Origin of the sequence: Luteimicrobium sp. DT211, from assembly GCF_049844995.1 — a bacterium.
Taxonomy (GTDB): Bacteria; Actinomycetota; Actinomycetes; order Actinomycetales; family Cellulomonadaceae; genus Luteimicrobium.
In genome coordinates, this window is sequence record NZ_JBNCMC010000001.1 from 352,644 (window position 1) to 369,981 (window position 17,338).

A 17,338-nucleotide genomic window follows, 5' to 3' on the forward strand; every position below is an offset into this window, starting at 1 on the left:
GCCCGCCCGCCCGGCCGGGTCGCGCGGCAGGGCAGTGTGACACCTACGGTGCCAGTGTTACACTTGGACGGTGCCCACCACTCGACCGCGCCACCCCGTCACGGAGACGGACGCCGTCGCACACGCCCTCGACATCGCGCGTCGCCGGTGGCCGGGAGAACGGCCGACCGCCTTGCTGACGCACCTGATCATGGCCGGGGCGAGTGCCGTCGAGAGCGATCTGAGCGACGGTGAGAGACAACGCCGGCGTGCCGTAGAAGAGCTGACGAGCCTGGCCGCGTACTACCCCGACGGCTACCTGCAGGAGATCCGCGAGGGCTGGTCGGAATGATCGTGGTCGACGCGAACGTGGTGATCGCGGCGAGCACGCCCGCTCATCCTCACCACGACGCCGCGCAGCGCATCGCCAGCGAGCACGGGGGTGACGGGATGGTCCTTCACCCCCTGACGATGGCCGAGGTCCTCGTCGGTCCAGCTCGGGTGGGGGCAGAAGTCGCCGCACGGCACGTGCTCGAGGCGGCAGGGTTCGACATCGCTCCCGACGGGGGCCCATCGCCTGAGGACCTAGCGCGGGTTCGGGCGACCGCCGCGCTGAAGATGCCCGACGCTTGCGTCCTCGCGACGGCTGAGCAGCTCTCCGTGCCGCTCGCGACCTTCGACCAGCGATTGACCCGCGAGGCGCAGGCTCGCCGGGTCGCCGTCCTCGGGCTCGGAGCGGACGACTGACAGGTCGTCACGCCGATCGGCCGGCCGCCGTGAGGACCCGCGTCCGCTCTGCGAGGAAGTCCTCCCAGGTCCGGGTGCCGGTCGCGTGCTCGGGCGTGAGATTCGCGCCGGCCCGGTAGGCGGCGGCCGCCTTGCCGGGGTTCCGCATCGGCAGGATCGGCCGACGACGCCCGGTCGCCCGCAGGCAGTCGCGGACGAGGTCCGTCATGGGGTACGTCGTCGGGCCGCCGAGCTCGGCGACAAGTCCCTGGGGCTCGCCGAGCGCGAGCCCGGTGAGGCGGTCGGCGACGTCGCGCGCGTCGACCGGCTGGAAGCTCACCCCCGCGAACACGGGAACGACCGGCATCTTCCCCAGCTGGTCCGCGAGGTCGGCCACGAAGTCGTGGAACTGCGTGGCGCGCAGGATGGTCCAGGGCAGCCCCGACGCGGTAACGACGTCCTCGGCGAGCCGCTTCGCCTCGAAGTACCCGAACTGCGCGCGGTCGAGCCGCGACTCCACCGGGATCCGGTCTACCCCGACCACGGAGATGTGGACGAGGTGCTCGACCCCGGCCGCGACCGCCGCGTCGACGAGCGTGCGGGCCTTGGCGTCGTCCCCGGCGGCGCTCCCGGCGCAGTGCACGACGACGCCGACCCCGGCCAGCGCCTCGGCGACGCCTTCTCCGGTGGCCAGGTCGCCCGCGACGAACTCGACCCCCGCGGAACCGGAGCCGCGCGGCTCGGCGGAGGCGCCGTCGTCGGGCAGGTGGCGGGCCAGGACGCGCACGGGGCGCCCGGCCGAGCGCAGCCGCTCGACGACGAGGCGGCCGAGCGTGCCGGTGCCGCCGGTCACGAGGACGGTGGGGCGGTCGGCGGAACCGGTGCGGGTCATGGGACGTCTCCTTCGGTGTGGTGTCACGCTGCGCTGCTGCGGCGTGTCAGGGTGCTGACACCCCGGACGGAGGGAACGTGACATGACGACGAGCGAGGATCTGCTCGCCCGGTTCGAGGAGCAGCGCCCGAGGCTCCGGGCGGTGGCCTACCGACTGCTCGGGTCGCTGCCCGACGCCGACGACGCCCTGCAGGACGCGTGGCTGCGGGTGGCGGGCTCCGGCGGGGACGAGGCGGAGGGCCGCGCGGAGATCGTCAACGTCGACGGGTGGCTGACCACCGTCGTGTCGCGGGTCTGCCTCAACGCGCTGCGGTCGCGCCGGACGCGCCGCGAGGACCCGTTCGAGGTGCACGTGCCGGAGCCGATCGTCGGGCCCGTGTCCGGTCAGGACCCGGAGCACGAGGCGGTCCTCGCGGACCAGGTCGGGCTCGCCCTGCTCGTCGTGCTCGAGACGCTCGGGCCGGCCGAGCGGCTGGCGTTCGTGCTGCACGACATGTTCGCCGTGCCGTTCGACGAGATCGCCGTGATGCTCGACCGGACCCCGGAGGCGGTGCGGCAGCTCGCGAGCCGCGCGCGACGCCGCGTCCGCGCACGCCCGACCGCGCCCGACCCGGACCTCGCCGAGCAGCGACGCGTCGTCGACGCGTTCTTCGCCGCCGCGCGCGACGGCGACCTCGACGGGCTCCTCGCGATCCTGCACCCGGACGTCGTCCTCACGTCCGACGGCGGCCGGGCGCGCCCGGCCATGTCGATGGTCCTGCACGGGCCGGCGGAGGTCACGAGCCAGGCCGTCATCGCGGCGGCGAGCATGCCGCAGCTGCCGTACCCGGCGCTCGTCAACGGTGCCGCCGGGGTGGTCGTGGCGCCGCACGGGAAGGCGCAGTTCGTCATGGCGTTCACGGTCGTGGACGGTCGGATCGTCGCGGTCGACGTCCTCGCCGACCCGGAGCGTCTGGGGCACGTCGACGTGGCGGCGTTGCTACCGTGACGCCCGTGTGGAGCAACGCGCTCGGCCTGACCCTCACCGGGTTTGCGCTGCTCGCCGCCGCGAGCCCGGTGGTCGGCGCGTACCTCCTCGACCGTCGCCACCTGCTCACGAACCGTCTCGCGCTCGGCGCGGTGGCGTCGTTGCTCGTGGGTCTCGGCGGCCTGACCGTCATGGTCCTCACGCCGGTGACGGACGAGATCACCTGCGACGCGGCGGCGTTCGACCTGCTCGGCGACGGCTTCGACGGCGGGAACCCGCCGTGCCTCGCCGCGACGCGCACGTACGTGGGGCTGGGTCTGCTGATCGTCGTCGTGGCGACGGTGCTCTGGTGGGTCGCCGCCGCGAGGACCCGGCGTCGTGCACCCGCGACCGCCTGACCGCGGGCTCCGGCTCAGGCGCCGCCGGCGCCCTTGCCGCCGTCGACGCGCAGGACGGTCCCGGTGACGTACGACGCGGTGGGGGACGCGAGCCACGCGACGGCGTCGGCGACCTCGTCGGCCGTGCCCATGCGTCCCAGCGGCACGAACCCGCCGACCCTCGTTCGGACCTCCGCGGGCTGCGCCATGATCGGCCCCGACTCGATGGGCCCGGGCGCGACGGCATTGACCCGGATCCCGCGGGCGGCGTAGTCGATCGCCGCGGTCCTCGTCAGCCCGACGACGCCGTGCTTGGCCGCGACGTACGCCGACATCCCGGGCGCGCCGGCGACGCCCGCGGACGACGCGACGTTGACGATCGTGCCGCCGTCGGCCATGACCGCGAGCTCGGCGCGCATCGCGACGGCGACGCAGCGCAGGCTCACGGCGAGCACGCGGTCGAGGTCGTCGAGGTCGAGCTCGCCGAGCGGCGACGGCCGGTGCGCGGTGCCGACGTTGTTGATCGCGACCGCGAGGCCGTGGGGCCCGGCCGCAGCGGCGACGGCAGCGAGGAGGGCGTCGTCGTCCCGCACGTCGAGGGCGACCGTCTCCACCTGCGCGTCGGAAGCCGCCCGCAGGGAGTCGGCGAGCGTGGCGAGCGCGTCGCCGTCCCGGGCGACGAGCGTGACCCGCGCCCCGGTCTCGGCGAGCCGGCGCGCCACCGCGTTGCCGATCAGCCCGTTCGCCCCGACGACGACGGCGCTGGCGACGGCGGTCATGCGTCGGCCCGCCCGGTCTCGCGGAGCGCCGGGACCTGGTGCCGTGAGCGGGGAACCAGGAAGGCGTAGGCGACGAGCCACAGCAGCCCGCCGAACCGCGCGACGGGCAGCAAGTACTGCAGCGGCTCCACGACCAGCGACAGGAAGCTGACCTCGGCGACGGCGGCCAGCACCAGGCCGACCCAGGCGAGCCACCGTGGCACGAGCCGGAGGATCAGGGCTGGGACCGCGGCCCCGGCGACGAGCAGCCCGAGCCCGACGGCGAACCCCACCCCTCCGGTCGCGAACGCGAGGAGGGCGAGCGCGCGGGCGACGGCTGCGTCGTCTGGCACGCCGTCCTGGGCGGCGGTCCAGGTCGCGAGCGCGGAGACGGCCATGAGTGCCGCCGCCAGCACCCCGCCCACGAGGCCGATCGCGGGCCCGGGGACGCGGATGCCGAGTCGGCGCTGCCGCGTGTAGACGGTCGCGGCGAGGATCGCGAGCGGGACCGTCGCGCCGAAACCCAGCAGCGCGGAGACGCGGAAGCCGGCGGGGTGGTCGGCGTAGCGCGCGGCGACGTCGGACGCCGAGGCGCCGACGGGCGACGACGCGCCCGAGCCGCCCGTCGCGGCGACCACCACGACGACGCTCGCCACGAACAGGGCGGCCGCGACCACCGCGAGCGCGCCGGGGTGCGGGCCGCCGTCGGCGCGTGGGGCGCTCGGACGAGGTCGAGCCGTCGATTCAGTCATGCCATCAACGATTACATGCATGAATCATTCCGTCAACGGGGTATCCTCGACGCATGGTGAAGGCAGCGCCCAGCGGACCCCGGACGGCCTTCGCGCTCTCCCAGCTCGGCTCGTACGTGAGCGACGCGTTCGCGAGCGCGGTCCGCGAGGTCGGGCTCAGCCCCTCCGAGGCGGGAGTGCTGCGGCTGCTCTCGCGCGAGCCCGGCCTGAGCCAGCGCGAGCTCGCGAACCGGCTGGGCACCCAGCCCAGCCGCGTCGTCGCGCTCGTCGACGGGCTCGAGGGGCGAGGGCTCGTCGTCCGGCGGCGCAGTGAGACCGACCGCCGCAACTACGAGCTCCACCCCACCGACGACGCGCGCGCGCTCGGCCCGCGCCTCCGGGCGCTCGCCGAGGCCCACGAGGAAGCCGTCCTCGCGCCCCTGACCTCCCGCGAGCGCGAGGAGCTCGCCCGGCTCGTCGGCAAGCTCATCGCGGGTCACGGCCTCGACGCGCAGGTCCACCGCGAGACCGCCCCGACCCGTCCCGCCTGAGAACGCCGGCGCAGGGACGCCCGGTCGTACGCTGGCCCCATGGCCGTCGGCCGGGCGCAGGGGTGGTTCTCGGAGGCGCAGGTCCCCGAGATGCTCTACGGCGCCGTGGTGGCGGCCTCGGTGCTTGCCGTCGTCAGCGTGCACGCCCCGCCCGGAGACCGGGTCGTCGTCGCAACGGTCGTGGTGGCGCTGGTCTACTGGCTGGCCCACGTGTACGTCGACGCGGTCGGCGGGCGATTCTCCGATCGCGAGCACTCGACGGGCACGCGCGTCCTGCACGCACTCAACGACAACTGGGCCGTCCTCATCGGCTCGGCGCCGCCCATCGTCGCGCTGCTGGTCGCTCGGGCGCTCGGCGCCGACGGCGAGACCGCCGCGTGGTGGGCGCTCTGGGTCACCGGCGGTCTCCTCATCACCGTGGGTGGCATCGCCGCGTGGCGCGCGGGTGCCCGCGGCTGGGGTCTCGTAGGCGAGATCCTCGTCGGCGGCTGCTTCGGGCTTCTCGTCGTGGCGCTGAAGTACGCGCTGCACTGAGCTGCCAGGGATGGCGGCCCACGGGCGGCGCCTCTACCGTGAGCCCATGACCCTCACCCCGGGTTTCCAGGGACGACCGCGACCGACCGGCGTCGCACTGCCGCCCGGCCAGTACGAGGTCACGGACTTCCCCGTCCTCTCCGCCGGCCCGACGCCGCGCGTGCCGCTCGAGTCGTGGGAGCTGGTGATCCGCAACGAGGACGGCACCGACTGGCGCTGGTCCTGGGACGACCTCCAGCGGCTTCCCCAGGACGACCCGCAGGTCGACCTGCACTGCGTGACCCGCTGGTCGAAGTTCGGCACGAGCTGGCGCGGGGTGAGCCTCGACGTCCTGCTCGCGGACGTCACCTCGACCGCCCAGTACGCGCTCGTCGGCTGCTACGGCGGGTACACGACGAACCTGCCCGTCGCCGACCTCCTCGGTGGCAAGGCGTGGATCGCGCACACGTACGACGGCGCCCCGCTGGCCCCGGTGCACGGCGGCCCGGCGCGGCTCCTGGTCCCGCACCTGTACCTGTGGAAGTCCGCGAAGTGGGTCCGGTCCATCCAGCTCCTCCGCGAGGACCAGCACGGGTTCTGGGAGCAGCTGGGGTACCACGACTACGGCGACCCGTGGCGCGAGCAGCGCTACCAGGGGGACTGACCGTGGCTGCGCCGTCGGGCGGGGTGGAGCTGGGTGCGACGGGCACGGCCGCGCCCGTGCGGCTGGGGGAGCGGTTCGCGACGACGCGCGGCTGGCGGGTCGCGACCCTCGCATCCGCGCGCGTGGAGAGCGCGACCGCGCGGACGCTTGAGCTCGACGTGCCCGACTGGCCCGGCCACCTGGCCGGTCAGCACGTCGACCTGCGGCTCACCGCCGCCGACGGGTACACCGCCGAGCGCGCGTACTCGATCTCGACCCCCCACGACGTCGCCCGCCCGGGCGCCGTCGCGGTCACGGTCCAGCGGGTCCCGGGCGGCGAGGTGTCGCCGTACCTGGTCGACGCGTTCGAGGCCGGGCAGCTCATCGAGGTGCGTGGGCCGGTCGGCGGCTGGTTCGTGTGGGAGCCCGGCTTCGCGGGCGCGGCGCCGGTGCTGCTGGTCGCGGGCGGGTCCGGGATCGTGCCGCTGGTCGCGATGGTGCGGGCGCGCCGGGGCGCGGGGGACCGGACCCCGTTCCGGCTCCTGTACTCCGTGCGGACCTCCGACGACGCGATGTTCCTCGATGAGCTCACGGGCGTCCACGGCCGGGCGGATGGCGTCGAGGCCCAGGTCTTCTACACGCGCGCCGCCCCGCTCGACGCGCCCCGCGAGGCGCGCCGCATCGGCCTGCAGGACGTCGCCGCGCACGGCTGGCCGCCCGAGCTGAAACCGGTCTGCTACGTGTGCGGACCGACGGGCTTCGTGGAGGCCGTCACGCGCATGCTGCTCGCGCTCGGGCACGACCCGGCGGCGATCCGGGCCGAGCGCTTCGGGCCAGCGAGCGACTGACCGGCGTCGGACGAAGGAGCGACCATGACCCAGCAGGACACGCTCGCCGAGCAGCCCGGAGCCCTCGACCCGAGCGACGGGCACGTCGACGGCAACGCCGTCGCGGGTGCGCTGGCCGGCATCTTCCTGCCCGAGATCACGACGGCGCTCGTCCGGTGCCGCGCCTGCGGGGACTCGGGGCCCTTCGCGGCGCTCATGGTGTGGGCGCACGGCCCGGGCGTCGTCGGGCGGTGCCCGTCGTGCGAGGCCGTGCTGCTCCGCTACGTCGCGGCGCCCGGCCGGTTGCGCGTCGACCTCAGCGGGATCGCGGAGCTGGAGCTCGCGGCCGTCGGGTCGGTGGACCGGTGAGCGGCCTGCAATCCGTTCAGTCCACCTCCGGCAATCTGTTCAGCTGAAGCCCGGCAATCTGTTCAGTTCGAGTCCGGCAATCCGTTCACTTTCGCGCGGTGAAGGGTATGGTCGAGCTGTGCCCGACTACCGACCGCGCGTCGCCGACGCAGAGCTCTCCGACCTCGTGCAGGCTGTCGGAGCGGTGCTGATCGAGGGGCCGAAGGCGTGTGGGAAGACCGCTACGGCATCGCGGGTGGCCGCGACCGTGTTCACCATGGACCAGGACGGCACCGCTCGGGCATCGATCGAACTGAATCCGGACTACCTGTTCGACCGTCCGACGCCGATCCTGTTCGACGAGTGGCAGGTCGCGCCCGATCTGTGGAACCGCGTGCGCCATGCCGTTGATGCCGCAGATCGCGGGCGTGGGTTGTACCTCCTGGCCGGCTCCGCGACCCCACGTGACGACGTGAACCGGCATTCGGGTGCGGGCCGATTCGGGGTCCTCAGGATGCGGCCGATGAGCCTCTTCGAGTCGAGCCACTCGACGGGTGAGGTCTCGGTCGCCGCGCTCCTGGCCGGGCAGAAGCAGATGGGTCGGGACGGCGGCCTCACCGTGCCGCAGCTGATGGAGCGCATCGTCATCGGTGGCTGGCCCGATCTGCTAGAAGCTGATGAGACCTCGGCGCGTCGATGGCTCTCCGGCTACCTCAGACAGGTCGTCGAGGTCGACATCCCATCGTTCGTAGGGCGCCGTGACCCCCGCACGATGAGCCGCGTCCTCGCGTCGCTCGGGCGATTCGTGGGTCAGAGCCCGACCACCCGAGCCATTTCCGCGGACGCCGGTGGCGAGCGCGGTCCGGTCGCGCCCGCCACGATCTACAGCCATCTCGACGCGCTCGAGCGGCTGCAGCTCCTCGACAACTCCGAGGCGTGGCAGCCGCACATGAGATCCCGAACGAGGCTTCGCACAACGGCGACCCGCTACTTTGTGGATCCGTCGCTCGCGACGAGTGCGCTGGGCGTCTCCAGCACGGATCTGCTGAACGACCTGGAAGCGGCCGGCTTCCATTTCGAGGCGCTCGTCCTCCGTGACCTGCGCATCTACGCGCAGCGTCTCGAGGGGCGCGTCGACACGTGGCGTGACGCTGAGGGCCACGAAGTTGACGCCGTCATCACGCTCCCAGGCGGCGAGTGGGCAGCGGTCGAGGTCAAGATGAGTCAGAAGGACGTGGACAAGGCGGCCGCGGCGCTGCTGCGTTTCGCCGACCGCGTCGACACCGAGAGACAAGGGAAACCGATGTCCCTCATCGTGGTCACCGCTACCGGCAGCGCGGGTCGTCGGCCCGACGGCGTGAATGTCGTCCCGATCACCGCGCTCGGGCCGTGACCCGCCAGGTCGCTACGCTCGATCCCTGATCACCAGCGCACGGGTCCGTCCGCGTCGACGAACGTGCCTGATGGCTCCGACGCGTCCAGGGTGGCGGCGCGGTGCACGACCTCGGCGGCCTGTTCCGGCGTGACGGGTGCCTGCTCGCGGTTGCCCGGGGCCAGGTCCGTCTGCACCCACCCCGGGCACACGGAGGTCACCTTGATCGGGGTGTCGGCGAGCGCCTTGGCAAGCACGATCGTGATCGCGTTGAGAGCGGCTTTCGACGACTGGTAGGCCGGCACCACCATGGCGTGCCAGGGCGAGTCCGGGTCGGTCTGGTGGGCGAGCGACCCCATGGTGCTCGACACGTTGACGATCCGCCCGCCCGGGCTCCGTCGGAGCAGAGGAAGGAACGCCTCGACGAGGGCGACCGGGCCGAGGACGTTGGTCGCGTAGGTCTGCTCGAACATCGCCAGGTCGACGACCTCGGCCGGGTCGGCCTGGGTCGCCTCCGGGAGGATGCCCGCGTTGTTGACGAGCACGTCGAGACGTCCGAACCGCTCGGCGACCTGACCGGCCGCTACCCGAACGGACGTCGGGTCCGTGACGTCCAGCGCCACACTGCTCGCGGCGAGGCCGTCGCGCACGAGCTGGTCTGCGGCCTCGTCGCCGGTCTCGGGCCGCCGCGCACCGACGACGACGTGCGCGCCGTCCTGCGCCAGCCGCCTGGCGGATGCCAGCCCGATCCCCCTGGTGCCACCGGTCACGAGTGCGATCTTCACGGTCAGGTCCCTCCGTCGGCTTCAGCCGCCCTGTCGGGCGGCCCTACGGGTGCCAGCACATCAGGTGGTCGCTGTGGGCGTCTGGCGGAAATCCGACCATGCTCTGAGGCAAGTCCCGGAGGCGAGTCCCGGCGGGTCGGGCCGGTCGCGGGCCGTGGCATGTTCGACGCGCCCGGCTCTCCGCCGCTAGGCCGCGCTGATGACCGCCGGGCGGTCGAGGAGCTCCAGGAGCCGCGGAGCGAGCGCGGCAGCGTGGTCGGACGCGCCGGTGACGGCTGAGACCTGCCACCGCGGCGTCGTGTCCTCGGGCAGGCGGAGGACCGCGAGCCCCTCGGCCTGTGGCTTGGCGCCGATCTGCCGGGGCACGAGGGCGACGCCCAGCCCCCGGTGCACGAGGTCGAGCAGCGTGTGGATGTCGTTGACGGTGCAGCGGACGCGGCGGCGCACGCCCTGCGCCTCGCACGCCGCGTCGTTGAGCGGCCGCACTCCCCAGGAGCGCTGGAAGTCGACGAAGTCGAGGCCGTCGAGGTCGGACCAGTCGAGGCGGGCCCGCGACGCGAGCGGGTGGTCCGCCGGCGCCAGCAGGACGATCGGCTCGCTCGCGATGGGCGTGCGCGCGAGCGCCCCGAGGTGGTCGGTCGTCGCGACGAAGGCGACGTCGAGCTCGTCGGCGCGCAGCTGTGCGAGGAGGTCGTGCGAGCCGTCCTGCGTGAAGTGGATCTCGACGTGCGGGTACCGCTCGTGGAACCGCTCGAGCAGCGCGGGCGGGTCGACGACGGCGAGGCACTGCTCGGCCCCGACGCGCACGGTGCCGGTGACCTGGCGCGTCACCCGCACGACGGCGTCCCGCGCCGCCGTCGACGCCGCGAGCATCGCCCGGGCGTGGGGCAGGAGGGCGAGGCCGGCGTCGGTGGGCTCGACCCGCCGCGTCGTGCGGGTGAACAGCGGGGTGCCCAGCTCGTCCTCGAGGCTGCGGACCGACGCGGACAGCCCCGACTGCGAGACCCCGCACAGCGCGGCGGCGCGCGTGAACTGCTGCTCGTCGGCGAGCGCGACCAGGTACTCCATCTGCCGCAGATCCATTGATCGGCTCGCCTTCTGAATTCGATCAGCGCTAGTTGTTGGACTTCTAGGTTACGGGGTCCCTACGCTCGAGGCACCCACCACGAACCACGATCACCGAGGATCAACAGTGAAGACCTTCACCCTGCCCGGCACCGAGATCACCGCGCCGAACGTCGTCGCGGGCATGATGCGGATCCCCGACAAGACCGACGACGAGATCCGCACGCTCGTCCGCACCGCGCGCGACGCCGGCATCGACTTCTTCGACCACGCCGACATCTACGGCGGCTCGCTGCACAAGTGCGAGGAGCGGTTCGCCGAGGCGCTCGCCCTGACGCCATCCGAGCGCGCCGAGATCACCCTTCAGACCAAGTGCGGGATCGTGCCGGACGGGCCGTACTTCGACTTCTCGTACGAGCACATCGTCGAGTCGGTCGAGGGGTCGCTGCGCGCGCTGCGGACCGACTACATCGACATCCTGCTGCTGCACCGCCCCGACGCCCTCGTCGAGCCCGACGACGTCGCACGCGCCTTCGACGAGCTGCAGGCCGCGGGCAAGGTCCGGGCGTTCGGCGTCTCGAACCACACGCCGGGCCAGATCGAGCTGCTGCGCCGGTCCGTGACGCAGCCGATCGTCGCGAACCAGGTGCAGCTCTCGATCACGCACGCGCCGAGCGTCGCGCAGGGCGTCGCGATGAACATGGGCGACCTCGACCAGTCGATCAGCCGCGACAACGGCGTCGTCGACTACTGCCGCCTCAACGACATCACCCTGCAGGCGTGGTCGCCCTTCCAGGCGCGGTTCTTCAACGGCGTGTTCCTGGGCTCGGACGACTACCCCGAGCTCAACGCCGTCATCGACCGCCTCGCCGCCCAGTACGACGTCCCGGCGATCGCCATCGCGACCGCCTGGATCACGCGCCATCCTGCGCGGATGCAGGTCGTGCTCGGCACGACGACGCCGCAGCGCGTCGCCGACGCCGCGCTCGGCTCGGAGATCCCGCTGACCCGCGCGGAGTGGTACGAGCTCTTCCGCGCCGCGGGCCACCGCGTCCCCTGACCGACCCCGTCTCACCGGTCATTCCCACGCGCGGAGCTCCTCATCGGGGAGATCGTCGAAGAAGGTCTGGGGCACCTCGAACGGCACCGAGCCCGACGGGCGCTCCCGCTCGAGGCCGACGGCGGTGAGGCGCGCAACCGGCTTTCCGGCGCGGGTGACCACGACCTCCTCGCCCCGCTCCACGCGCTGAAGCAGATCGGACAGGCGCGCCTCCACCTCCCGGGCGTCCACGTGCTCGGTCATGCGTCCAAGCCTGGGCCGACCTGGTCGAGTAGGCCAGCCCGGTGCGCCGTGCCTTTCATTCGCCGCCGCAGGTGCCGAAGGAACGCAAGGCCTGCAGGTCGAAGGCCGGACCGGCCATCGCGGGCAGGCGCTGCGTCGTCGTCGTGCCGAGTGCGCCGCGCAGGTGCGCTGCAGGCCGCACCCGGCGGCTGAGGGCGTCGCAGTCCGTGACCTGCCACCGCACGACGAGGACCGCGTCGTCGCCCGAGCGAATCCGGTCGAGCGGGGTTCCGGTGGTCTCGTCCTCGATGCTCGCGTCGACGACGCGAGCGCCCGGCACGTCGTCGACGCCGTCGAGAGCGAGCCACGGCCAGGCTTCGGCGCCCGCCCCGACGGTCGTCTCGACGATCGCGCCCGGCTCGGGGGCCCACGCCGCGTCGTCCATGTCGACGAGACGCGGACGCACCAGCTCCGGCGAGAACCAGGCCGCCACCAGGAGCGCGACGACGACGATCACCGCGGCGACCCGCCGCCGTCGGGACGTCCGAGGGACGAGGTCGGCAAGCACCAGCGCTCCGCCGTCGGTACTGTTCATTGGCACACTGTAGTGTGCCAATGAGGTCGCGCCAACGGGTGCGACGCCGTGCGGAAGCTGACAGAGGAGGCGCCCGTGGCGCTGTTCGCGCTCCTGGTGGTGGGCGTGCTCGTGCTGGCCGTGGCCGTCCTGCTGCAGCGCGCCGCGTCCGTGTCCGACGCCGACGTCGCCTGGCTCGCCGGGGCCGAAGTCGTGCCCGCGGACGAGGCCTGTGTGTACCGGGCGTACCTCGTGCGACACCGGTCGCGACGCGTGCTGGGCGGGCTGAGTGGCGTGGCGCTCGCCGTCGTCCTCGGCGTGCGGTGGGCGGGATCGGTGCGGATCGGGCTGGGCGAGGGAAGCCCGCTCACCGACGTCCTGTTCTGCGGGCTCGCAGGCACCGTGCTCGGGGCGTTCTCCGCCGAGGCGTACCGGCTCCGCCCGGTCGCCGCGCACCCTGCCGTCGCGTCGCTCGAGCCCCGCCCGCCCGTGGCGCGGCCCGGCGTGATGCGCGCCGGGTGGGGCGTCGTCGGGGCGGCGCTGCTCGTCGGGATCGTCGGCTGGATCGCCACGGGGAGCGTCGCGGCGTTGGTCATGGGCCTGGCCGGGGCCGCGCTCGTGGCCGTCACGGCGGCGACCGAGCGCGCCGTCCGAGGGCGCCGCCGCATCGTGACGGAGCCGCGCGTCATGGCCGTCGACGCGCGGCTTCGGGAGTTCGCCGGCGAGGTCGTCGCGTGGCTCGCGCTCGCGTCCGCGATCCTCGCCGCCGGCTGGGTCTGCGCTCTGCTGCCGTGGGACGGGGCCGTCGCCGGATGGGTCGGGCTGGGGACGGCGTGCGCGAGCCTCGTCGGGACCGTCCTCGCGTTGCGCCGGGCGTCGCCGCGCCCGCGGCGCGGCCGCGTCGCCGTCCGCTTGGCGGCGCGCCCGGCGGTCGGCTCCGGGCCGTCCACGTGATCGTCCGCGTCGATCCCGCCTCGCCGGTGCCCGTGTCCGAGCAGCTTCGGGCGCAGATCGAGCGGCTCGTCCTGTCCGGCGGTCTCCCCGCGGGCGCGCGGCTACCCACGGTCCGCGACCTCGCGACCGACCTCGGCCTCGCGCGGGGGACCGTGAACAAGGTCTACGACGCGCTCGCGCGCGACGGCCTCGTCGAGACGCGCGGCCGGCACGGGACCGTCGTGCTCGCGCCCGCCGCCCGGCCCGAGCCCGCCGCCGCGCGGGCGGACCTCGACGCGGCGGCGGACGCGCTCGTCGTCGTCGCGGCACAGCTCGGGCTCGACGCCCGGGCCACGTACGACGCCCTCGCGGACGCGTGGCACCGGCTCCGCCCTGCTGAGGGCGCGCCGTCCGCGTCGACCTAGACGGGCGATCGGGCCGGCCCGGCGGGGGTCAGAGCAGGGCGCGGAGGCCGTCGGCGAGCGGCGTCGTCGGGCGGCCGATCAGGGTGCGCAGGTCGTCGGTCGCGTCGCCGAGGTCGCCGCGCGCGATGTCCTGGTCCAGCGTGACGACGAAGCCCACGGTCCCCTCGTCGAGTCCCGCGCCGAGCAGCAGCTCGCGCTGCTCGTCGGCCGTGACGCTCCGATGGGTGACCGGGGCCCCGAGCACCTCGGCCGCCGCCACGGCGAAGTCATCGAACGTCCATGCGACGTCGCCGGAGAGCTCGTAGACCGTGTTCTCGTGCCCCTCACCGAGCACGACGGCGACCGCCCCGGCCGCGTAGTCCGCGCGGCTCGCGCTCGCGACCCGCCCGTCGCCGGTGCTGGTCACGACCTCGCCGGTCTGACGCGCCTGCGCGAGCGTGCCCGCGTAGTTCTCCGTGTACCAGTTGTTGCGGAGGAAGGTCCACGTGAGGCCGGACGCGCGCAGCGCCTCCTCGGTGGCCTTGTGCTCGGGGTTCACGACGAGCCCGCTCGTGTCGGCGTGCGGGGCGCTCGTGTAGACGACGCGCCCGACGCCGGCGGCCACGGCGGCGTCGACCACCGCCGTGTGCTGGGCGACGCGCTGCCCGACCTCGCTGCCGGAGACGAACAGCAGCACGTCGGCGCCGGCGAACGCCGTCTCCAGGCTGGCCGGGTCGGCGTAGTCGATGACGGCGGTGCGCACCCCGTGCTCGGCAGCGAGGGTCGCCAGCCGCTCGGGGTTGCGCCCGGCGGCGACGACGGCGGACGGGTCGGTGCCCGCGGCGACGAGCCCCTCGACGGCGAGCCGGCCCAGGTGTCCGGTGGCTCCGGTGACGACGATCGACATGACGTTCCTCTCGGTGGACGGTGCGCGTGCGGTGCCGCCGCGCGTTCGCCTGCGACAACCCGCCCGCCGCCGCCTCCCTTCCCGCGAAGTACCCCTCCGCGCGGGGTACTTCGCCGAAGTACCCCGCGCGGAGGGGTACTTCGGCGGGAAGGGCAGGGGTCGGTCAGGAGGTCAAGAGGACAGGAGGTCAGGACAGCAGCGCGAGGACCTCGTCCGTGGTCCCGGTCTCGCCGAGGCGCGGGAAGATCTGCGCCACGCTGTGGTCGTGGACCTCGGCCGACCGGTCGGCGACGGCGTCGGTCACGACCGCGACGTGGTAGCCGTGCTCGTGGGCGGCGCGGGCCGTCGACTCGACGCCGATGCTGGTGGCGATGCCGGTGAGGACCACCTGGGTGACGCCGCGGCGCCGGAGCTGCACGTCGAGGTCGGTCCCGTGGAACGCGCCCCAGTTGTGCTTGGTCACGAGCGCGTCGCCCAGGGGTGCGAGTACGTCGACGATCTGGTCCCAGCCCTCGGGGCGGGGTGCGCCGGGGCCGGCGTCGCGGGCCGCCTCGGTCCGGCCGGGGACGGCGTCGGGCCCGGAGAAGCTGACGCGCACCAGGACGACGGGGAGGTCGCGGGCGCGGAAGGCCTCGGCGAGGCGGACGGTGCGCTCGATCACGTCGTCCGCGGCGTGCGGCTGGGTGGGCATCGAGGCGATGCCGTTCTGCAGGTCGATGACGACGAGCGCGGACTTCGGGTCGATGGTGCTCAGGGACACGGTGGTGCCTTTCGTGATGGTGCGGTGTGACAGGGGAAGGGGAAGTTCAGGACGCCGAGGTGGCCGTGCGCCCGATGCGGGCCAGCGACCGGTCGACGAGCGTGAGCGCGAGGAAGACGACGCCGCACCCGAGGGTGAACCAGGCGAGGTCGTGCAGACCGCCGGTGGTGGCGCGGTCGCCGAAGAACGCGGCGGTCGCGGCCGAGGAGGCGAGCGCCCCGACGTAGGCGAACGTCCGGAGCAGGCCCGCGGCGGACGCCATCCGGGCCGGGTCGGCCTGGTGATACAGGGCGTTCTGGTTGGCGAGGCCGTTGAGACCTTGCGGCAGCCCGAAGACGAGCCCGATCGCGACGAGGAACCAGATCGCGGTGTCGCCGTCGACGAGGAGCAGCCCGGCGCACACGAGGACCTGGAAGATCCCGCCGGCGACGAGCTTGCCGCGCACGGCGGCCCGGCGTCCGGTGATCGCAGTGACCACGATCGCGGAGGCGAACATCGGCATCAGGAGCAGCCCGGCTCCGGAGGCGCTGAGCCCGCGGCCGGCCTCGAGCCACTGCGTGAACCCGTACAGGAGCGAGTACTGGACGGTCGCGGCGAGGAACTGCCGGGCGTACGTGGCGAGCTGCGGGACGTTGCCGCCGAGCACCCGCAGGTCGACGAACGGCACGACCGCCCGCAGCTCGCGCCACGCGAACGCGGCGCCGACGACGGCGGCCAGGCCGAGCAGCCACGCGTCCGAGGCGTGCGGGGCCATCACGAAGAGCATGAGCGCGACGAGCGCCCCCGAGAACAGCACCATCCCCGCCAGGTCGATGCCCCCGGGGCGGCGGGCTCCCACGCCCGCCGGGGCGTCGTCGTCGGCGGACCCGAGGCCGCGCGGCAGCCAGAGGGCGCCGAGGACGAGGCACGCCGCCGACAGCGGGATGTTCACGGTGAACACCGACCGCCACCCGGCGCTGGAGACCAGGAACCCGCCGAGCGTCGGGCCGATCACGGCGATGACCTGGTTCGAGATGGTCAGCGCGGACAGGATGCCGCTGGGGCTCGGGTCGCCGGTGCGCCGCGACTCGGAGCGGATGAGGTACATCGACGCCGGGTAGCCGGCACAGGTCCCGAAGCCGAGCAGCACGCGGGCGAGGATAAGCACGCCGAGGTTCGGCGCGACGGCGCCGAGGACGCCCGCGACGCCGACGAGCCCCGTCCCGACGAGGAAGAGCGTCCGCGGGCCGAACATGTCGATCAGCCGGCCGACCACGGGCTGCCCGACGGCGGTCGCGAGGTAGAGCGCGGTCACGAGCCACGCCGTCTGCGACGAGGCCACGCCGAACGCGGTGGCGATCGGCACGAGCGCGACCGCCAGCATCGACGAGTTGATGGGGTTGAGGATCGACCCCAGGATCATCGGCGTGACGAGCCGCCGGTCGAAACGGTCGGGCGGCGCCTGGTGCACGTGGGGGGAGCGGTGGAGCAGGGAGGTCACGGCTGGGTCAGTCTCTCCATCAGGGCGATGGCGTCGGTGAGGGTGCGCAGCTCGTCGGCGTCGAGGCGCTCGGAGAGGGCCTTCGCGAGCCACTCCTGGCGGGCCTGACGGCTTCCCTCGAAGACCTCCTTGCCGGCGGGGGTCAGCGTGACGAGCTGGCGACGGCCGTCGTCGGGGTCCGGGGTGCGCACGACGTACGCGCGCTCCTCGAGGACGCCGAGCGTCGCGGCGACCGACTGGGGCCGGACTCGCTCGGCGGCCGCCAGGGCGCTCGCCGTGGCGGGCCCGTGCTTGCCGAGCCGGCTGAGCAGCGCGGTCTGCGAGGGAGTGAGCTCGTGGTTCTCGGACATCTCCAGCAGGCGCCGCCGGAGCTGCCCGACGACGGCGCGCAGCTCGCGCGCGGTGCGCGCGGCCGGGTCGTTCTCGGGGCGCTCGGGCGCGTCGGTCTGCTGGGGCATGCCCCC

Annotated in this window: 24 protein-coding genes; 13 read left to right on the forward strand and 11 right to left on the reverse strand. The window is 73.8% G+C overall.

Annotation, left to right across the window (positions count from 1 at the left end):
- Positions 1 to 70: 70 nt before the first annotated feature.
- Together ACLQ14_RS01595 and ACLQ14_RS01600 are read left to right on the forward strand one after the other, a co-directional pair.
- Positions 71 to 331 carry a hypothetical protein gene (locus tag ACLQ14_RS01595; RefSeq protein WP_425809173.1) on the forward strand — a complete coding sequence of 87 codons (261 nt, stop codon included), beginning with the start codon at positions 71 to 73 and terminating at the stop codon, positions 329 to 331.
- On the forward strand, positions 328 to 726 hold the full coding sequence (locus tag ACLQ14_RS01600) for a type II toxin-antitoxin system VapC family toxin (RefSeq protein ID WP_425809175.1): 399 nt from the start codon (positions 328 to 330) through the stop codon (positions 724 to 726). Before ACLQ14_RS01595 ends, ACLQ14_RS01600 begins: the two co-directional genes overlap by 4 nt.
- A gap of 7 nt (positions 727 to 733) precedes the next feature.
- On the opposite strand, the gene ACLQ14_RS01605 is transcribed toward ACLQ14_RS01600, so the two are convergent.
- A complete protein-coding gene (locus tag ACLQ14_RS01605; protein ID WP_425809178.1) occupies positions 734 to 1,597 on the reverse strand; it encodes an SDR family oxidoreductase in 864 nt (287 codons plus the stop codon).
- An 82-nt stretch (positions 1,598 to 1,679) separates the two neighbouring features.
- Between ACLQ14_RS01605 and sigJ the strand changes: the two genes are divergently transcribed.
- Positions 1,680 to 2,585: an RNA polymerase sigma factor SigJ gene (gene sigJ / locus ACLQ14_RS01610; protein ID WP_425809180.1), complete on the forward strand. Its 906-nt coding sequence runs from the start codon at positions 1,680 to 1,682 to the stop codon at positions 2,583 to 2,585.
- Between the two features lie 5 nt (positions 2,586 to 2,590).
- Positions 2,591 to 2,962, forward strand: a complete 372-nt coding sequence (locus ACLQ14_RS01615; RefSeq protein WP_425809182.1) for a hypothetical protein — start codon at positions 2,591 to 2,593, stop codon at positions 2,960 to 2,962.
- Between the two features lie 14 nt (positions 2,963 to 2,976).
- Here ACLQ14_RS01615 and ACLQ14_RS01620 read toward each other — a convergent pair whose 3' ends face one another.
- Together ACLQ14_RS01620 and ACLQ14_RS01625 are read right to left on the reverse strand one after the other, a co-directional pair.
- Positions 2,977 to 3,720: an SDR family NAD(P)-dependent oxidoreductase gene (locus tag ACLQ14_RS01620; RefSeq protein ID WP_425809183.1), complete on the reverse strand. Its 744-nt coding sequence runs from the start codon at positions 3,718 to 3,720 to the stop codon at positions 2,977 to 2,979.
- The gene (locus tag ACLQ14_RS01625) at positions 3,717 to 4,451 is read right to left on the reverse strand and encodes a hypothetical protein (protein ID WP_425809185.1); all 735 of its coding nucleotides are present in this window, start codon (positions 4,449 to 4,451) and stop codon (positions 3,717 to 3,719) included. Before ACLQ14_RS01625 ends, ACLQ14_RS01620 begins: the two co-directional genes overlap by 4 nt.
- Positions 4,452 to 4,504: 53 nt before the next feature.
- Between ACLQ14_RS01625 and ACLQ14_RS01630 the strand changes: the two genes are divergently transcribed.
- The 6 genes from ACLQ14_RS01630 to ACLQ14_RS01655 all read left to right on the forward strand — a co-directional run bounded on the left by ACLQ14_RS01630 (position 4,505) and on the right by ACLQ14_RS01655 (position 8,705).
- Positions 4,505 to 4,981: a MarR family winged helix-turn-helix transcriptional regulator gene (locus tag ACLQ14_RS01630; RefSeq protein WP_425809187.1), complete on the forward strand. Its 477-nt coding sequence runs from the start codon at positions 4,505 to 4,507 to the stop codon at positions 4,979 to 4,981.
- A gap of 39 nt (positions 4,982 to 5,020) precedes the next feature.
- Positions 5,021 to 5,515 carry a hypothetical protein gene (locus ACLQ14_RS01635; protein ID WP_425809189.1) on the forward strand — a complete coding sequence of 165 codons (495 nt, stop codon included), beginning with the start codon at positions 5,021 to 5,023 and terminating at the stop codon, positions 5,513 to 5,515.
- A gap of 46 nt (positions 5,516 to 5,561) precedes the next feature.
- Positions 5,562 to 6,158, forward strand: coding sequence for a molybdopterin-dependent oxidoreductase (locus tag ACLQ14_RS01640; protein ID WP_425809191.1), 597 nt, complete (start codon positions 5,562 to 5,564; stop codon positions 6,156 to 6,158).
- Between the two features lie 2 nt (positions 6,159 to 6,160).
- Positions 6,161 to 6,985 (forward strand): ferredoxin reductase, encoded by an 825-nt coding sequence (locus ACLQ14_RS01645; RefSeq protein ID WP_425809193.1) that lies wholly within the window; start codon positions 6,161 to 6,163, stop codon positions 6,983 to 6,985.
- Between the two features lie 24 nt (positions 6,986 to 7,009).
- Positions 7,010 to 7,333 carry a DUF6510 family protein gene (locus ACLQ14_RS01650; protein ID WP_425809195.1) on the forward strand — a complete coding sequence of 108 codons (324 nt, stop codon included), beginning with the start codon at positions 7,010 to 7,012 and terminating at the stop codon, positions 7,331 to 7,333.
- A gap of 118 nt (positions 7,334 to 7,451) precedes the next feature.
- Positions 7,452 to 8,705, forward strand: coding sequence for an ATP-binding protein (locus ACLQ14_RS01655; protein WP_425809197.1), 1,254 nt, complete (start codon positions 7,452 to 7,454; stop codon positions 8,703 to 8,705).
- Positions 8,706 to 8,734: 29 nt separating this feature from the next.
- On the opposite strand, the gene ACLQ14_RS01660 is transcribed toward ACLQ14_RS01655, so the two are convergent.
- The gene (locus tag ACLQ14_RS01660; RefSeq protein WP_425809199.1) at positions 8,735 to 9,469 is read right to left on the reverse strand and encodes an SDR family oxidoreductase; all 735 of its coding nucleotides are present in this window, start codon (positions 9,467 to 9,469) and stop codon (positions 8,735 to 8,737) included.
- 186 nt (positions 9,470 to 9,655) lie between these two features.
- The gene (locus tag ACLQ14_RS01665) at positions 9,656 to 10,552 is read right to left on the reverse strand and encodes a LysR family transcriptional regulator (protein WP_425809201.1); all 897 of its coding nucleotides are present in this window, start codon (positions 10,550 to 10,552) and stop codon (positions 9,656 to 9,658) included.
- 109 nt (positions 10,553 to 10,661) lie between these two features.
- Between ACLQ14_RS01665 and ACLQ14_RS01670 the strand changes: the two genes are divergently transcribed.
- Positions 10,662 to 11,594: an aldo/keto reductase gene (locus ACLQ14_RS01670; RefSeq protein WP_425809203.1), complete on the forward strand. Its 933-nt coding sequence runs from the start codon at positions 10,662 to 10,664 to the stop codon at positions 11,592 to 11,594.
- Positions 11,595 to 11,612: 18 nt separating this feature from the next.
- Here the strand turns inward: ACLQ14_RS01670 and ACLQ14_RS01675 are convergent, their stop codons facing one another.
- Positions 11,613 to 11,837 carry a type II toxin-antitoxin system Phd/YefM family antitoxin gene (locus ACLQ14_RS01675; RefSeq protein WP_425809205.1) on the reverse strand — a complete coding sequence of 75 codons (225 nt, stop codon included), beginning with the start codon at positions 11,835 to 11,837 and terminating at the stop codon, positions 11,613 to 11,615.
- 55 nt (positions 11,838 to 11,892) lie between these two features.
- Complete coding sequence (locus ACLQ14_RS01680) at positions 11,893 to 12,411, reverse strand: hypothetical protein (RefSeq protein ID WP_425809207.1); 519 nt, start codon at positions 12,409 to 12,411, stop codon at positions 11,893 to 11,895.
- A 48-nt stretch (positions 12,412 to 12,459) separates the two neighbouring features.
- Between ACLQ14_RS01680 and ACLQ14_RS01685 the strand changes: the two genes are divergently transcribed.
- Positions 12,460 to 13,344 carry a hypothetical protein gene (locus ACLQ14_RS01685; RefSeq protein WP_425809209.1) on the forward strand — a complete coding sequence of 295 codons (885 nt, stop codon included), beginning with the start codon at positions 12,460 to 12,462 and terminating at the stop codon, positions 13,342 to 13,344.
- A 32-nt stretch (positions 13,345 to 13,376) separates the two neighbouring features.
- Positions 13,377 to 13,748, forward strand: coding sequence for a GntR family transcriptional regulator (locus ACLQ14_RS01690; RefSeq protein WP_425809211.1), 372 nt, complete (start codon positions 13,377 to 13,379; stop codon positions 13,746 to 13,748).
- A 28-nt stretch (positions 13,749 to 13,776) separates the two neighbouring features.
- Here ACLQ14_RS01690 and ACLQ14_RS01695 read toward each other — a convergent pair whose 3' ends face one another.
- From ACLQ14_RS01695 to ACLQ14_RS01710, 4 genes are all read right to left on the reverse strand, one after another.
- Positions 13,777 to 14,634 (reverse strand): SDR family oxidoreductase, encoded by an 858-nt coding sequence (locus ACLQ14_RS01695; RefSeq protein WP_425809213.1) that lies wholly within the window; start codon positions 14,632 to 14,634, stop codon positions 13,777 to 13,779.
- 187 nt (positions 14,635 to 14,821) lie between these two features.
- Positions 14,822 to 15,394, reverse strand: coding sequence for an isochorismatase family protein (locus tag ACLQ14_RS01700; protein WP_425809215.1), 573 nt, complete (start codon positions 15,392 to 15,394; stop codon positions 14,822 to 14,824).
- A 46-nt stretch (positions 15,395 to 15,440) separates the two neighbouring features.
- Positions 15,441 to 16,874, reverse strand: a complete 1,434-nt coding sequence (locus ACLQ14_RS01705) for an MFS transporter (protein WP_425809217.1) — start codon at positions 16,872 to 16,874, stop codon at positions 15,441 to 15,443.
- A complete protein-coding gene (locus ACLQ14_RS01710) occupies positions 16,871 to 17,332 on the reverse strand; it encodes a MarR family winged helix-turn-helix transcriptional regulator (protein WP_425809219.1) in 462 nt (153 codons plus the stop codon). Before ACLQ14_RS01710 ends, ACLQ14_RS01705 begins: the two co-directional genes overlap by 4 nt.
- Positions 17,333 to 17,338 lie beyond the last annotated feature (6 nt).

What these genes read in the sequence shown, in the direction of transcription:
- ACLQ14_RS01600 (WP_425809175.1), top strand. Translation starts at nt 328, where the DNA reads ATGATCGTGGTCGACGCGAACGTGGTGATCGCGGCGAGCACGCCCGCT.
- ACLQ14_RS01605 (WP_425809178.1), bottom strand. Translation starts at nt 1,597, where the DNA reads ATGACCCGCACCGGTTCCGCCGACCGCCCCACCGTCCTCGTGACCGGC.
- sigJ (WP_425809180.1), top strand. Translation starts at nt 1,680, where the DNA reads ATGACGACGAGCGAGGATCTGCTCGCCCGGTTCGAGGAGCAGCGCCCG.
- ACLQ14_RS01620 (WP_425809183.1), bottom strand. Translation starts at nt 3,720, where the DNA reads ATGACCGCCGTCGCCAGCGCCGTCGTCGTCGGGGCGAACGGGCTGATC.
- ACLQ14_RS01625 (WP_425809185.1), bottom strand. Translation starts at nt 4,451, where the DNA reads ATGACTGAATCGACGGCTCGACCTCGTCCGAGCGCCCCACGCGCCGAC.
- ACLQ14_RS01630 (WP_425809187.1), top strand. Translation starts at nt 4,505, where the DNA reads ATGGTGAAGGCAGCGCCCAGCGGACCCCGGACGGCCTTCGCGCTCTCC.
- ACLQ14_RS01635 (WP_425809189.1), top strand. Translation starts at nt 5,021, where the DNA reads ATGGCCGTCGGCCGGGCGCAGGGGTGGTTCTCGGAGGCGCAGGTCCCC.
- ACLQ14_RS01640 (WP_425809191.1), top strand. Translation starts at nt 5,562, where the DNA reads ATGACCCTCACCCCGGGTTTCCAGGGACGACCGCGACCGACCGGCGTC.
- ACLQ14_RS01650 (WP_425809195.1), top strand. Translation starts at nt 7,010, where the DNA reads ATGACCCAGCAGGACACGCTCGCCGAGCAGCCCGGAGCCCTCGACCCG.
- ACLQ14_RS01665 (WP_425809201.1), bottom strand. Translation starts at nt 10,552, where the DNA reads ATGGATCTGCGGCAGATGGAGTACCTGGTCGCGCTCGCCGACGAGCAG.
- ACLQ14_RS01675 (WP_425809205.1), bottom strand. Translation starts at nt 11,837, where the DNA reads ATGACCGAGCACGTGGACGCCCGGGAGGTGGAGGCGCGCCTGTCCGAT.
- ACLQ14_RS01680 (WP_425809207.1), bottom strand. Translation starts at nt 12,411, where the DNA reads ATGAACAGTACCGACGGCGGAGCGCTGGTGCTTGCCGACCTCGTCCCT.
- ACLQ14_RS01695 (WP_425809213.1), bottom strand. Translation starts at nt 14,634, where the DNA reads ATGTCGATCGTCGTCACCGGAGCCACCGGACACCTGGGCCGGCTCGCC.
- ACLQ14_RS01710 (WP_425809219.1), bottom strand. Translation starts at nt 17,332, where the DNA reads ATGCCCCAGCAGACCGACGCGCCCGAGCGCCCCGAGAACGACCCGGCC.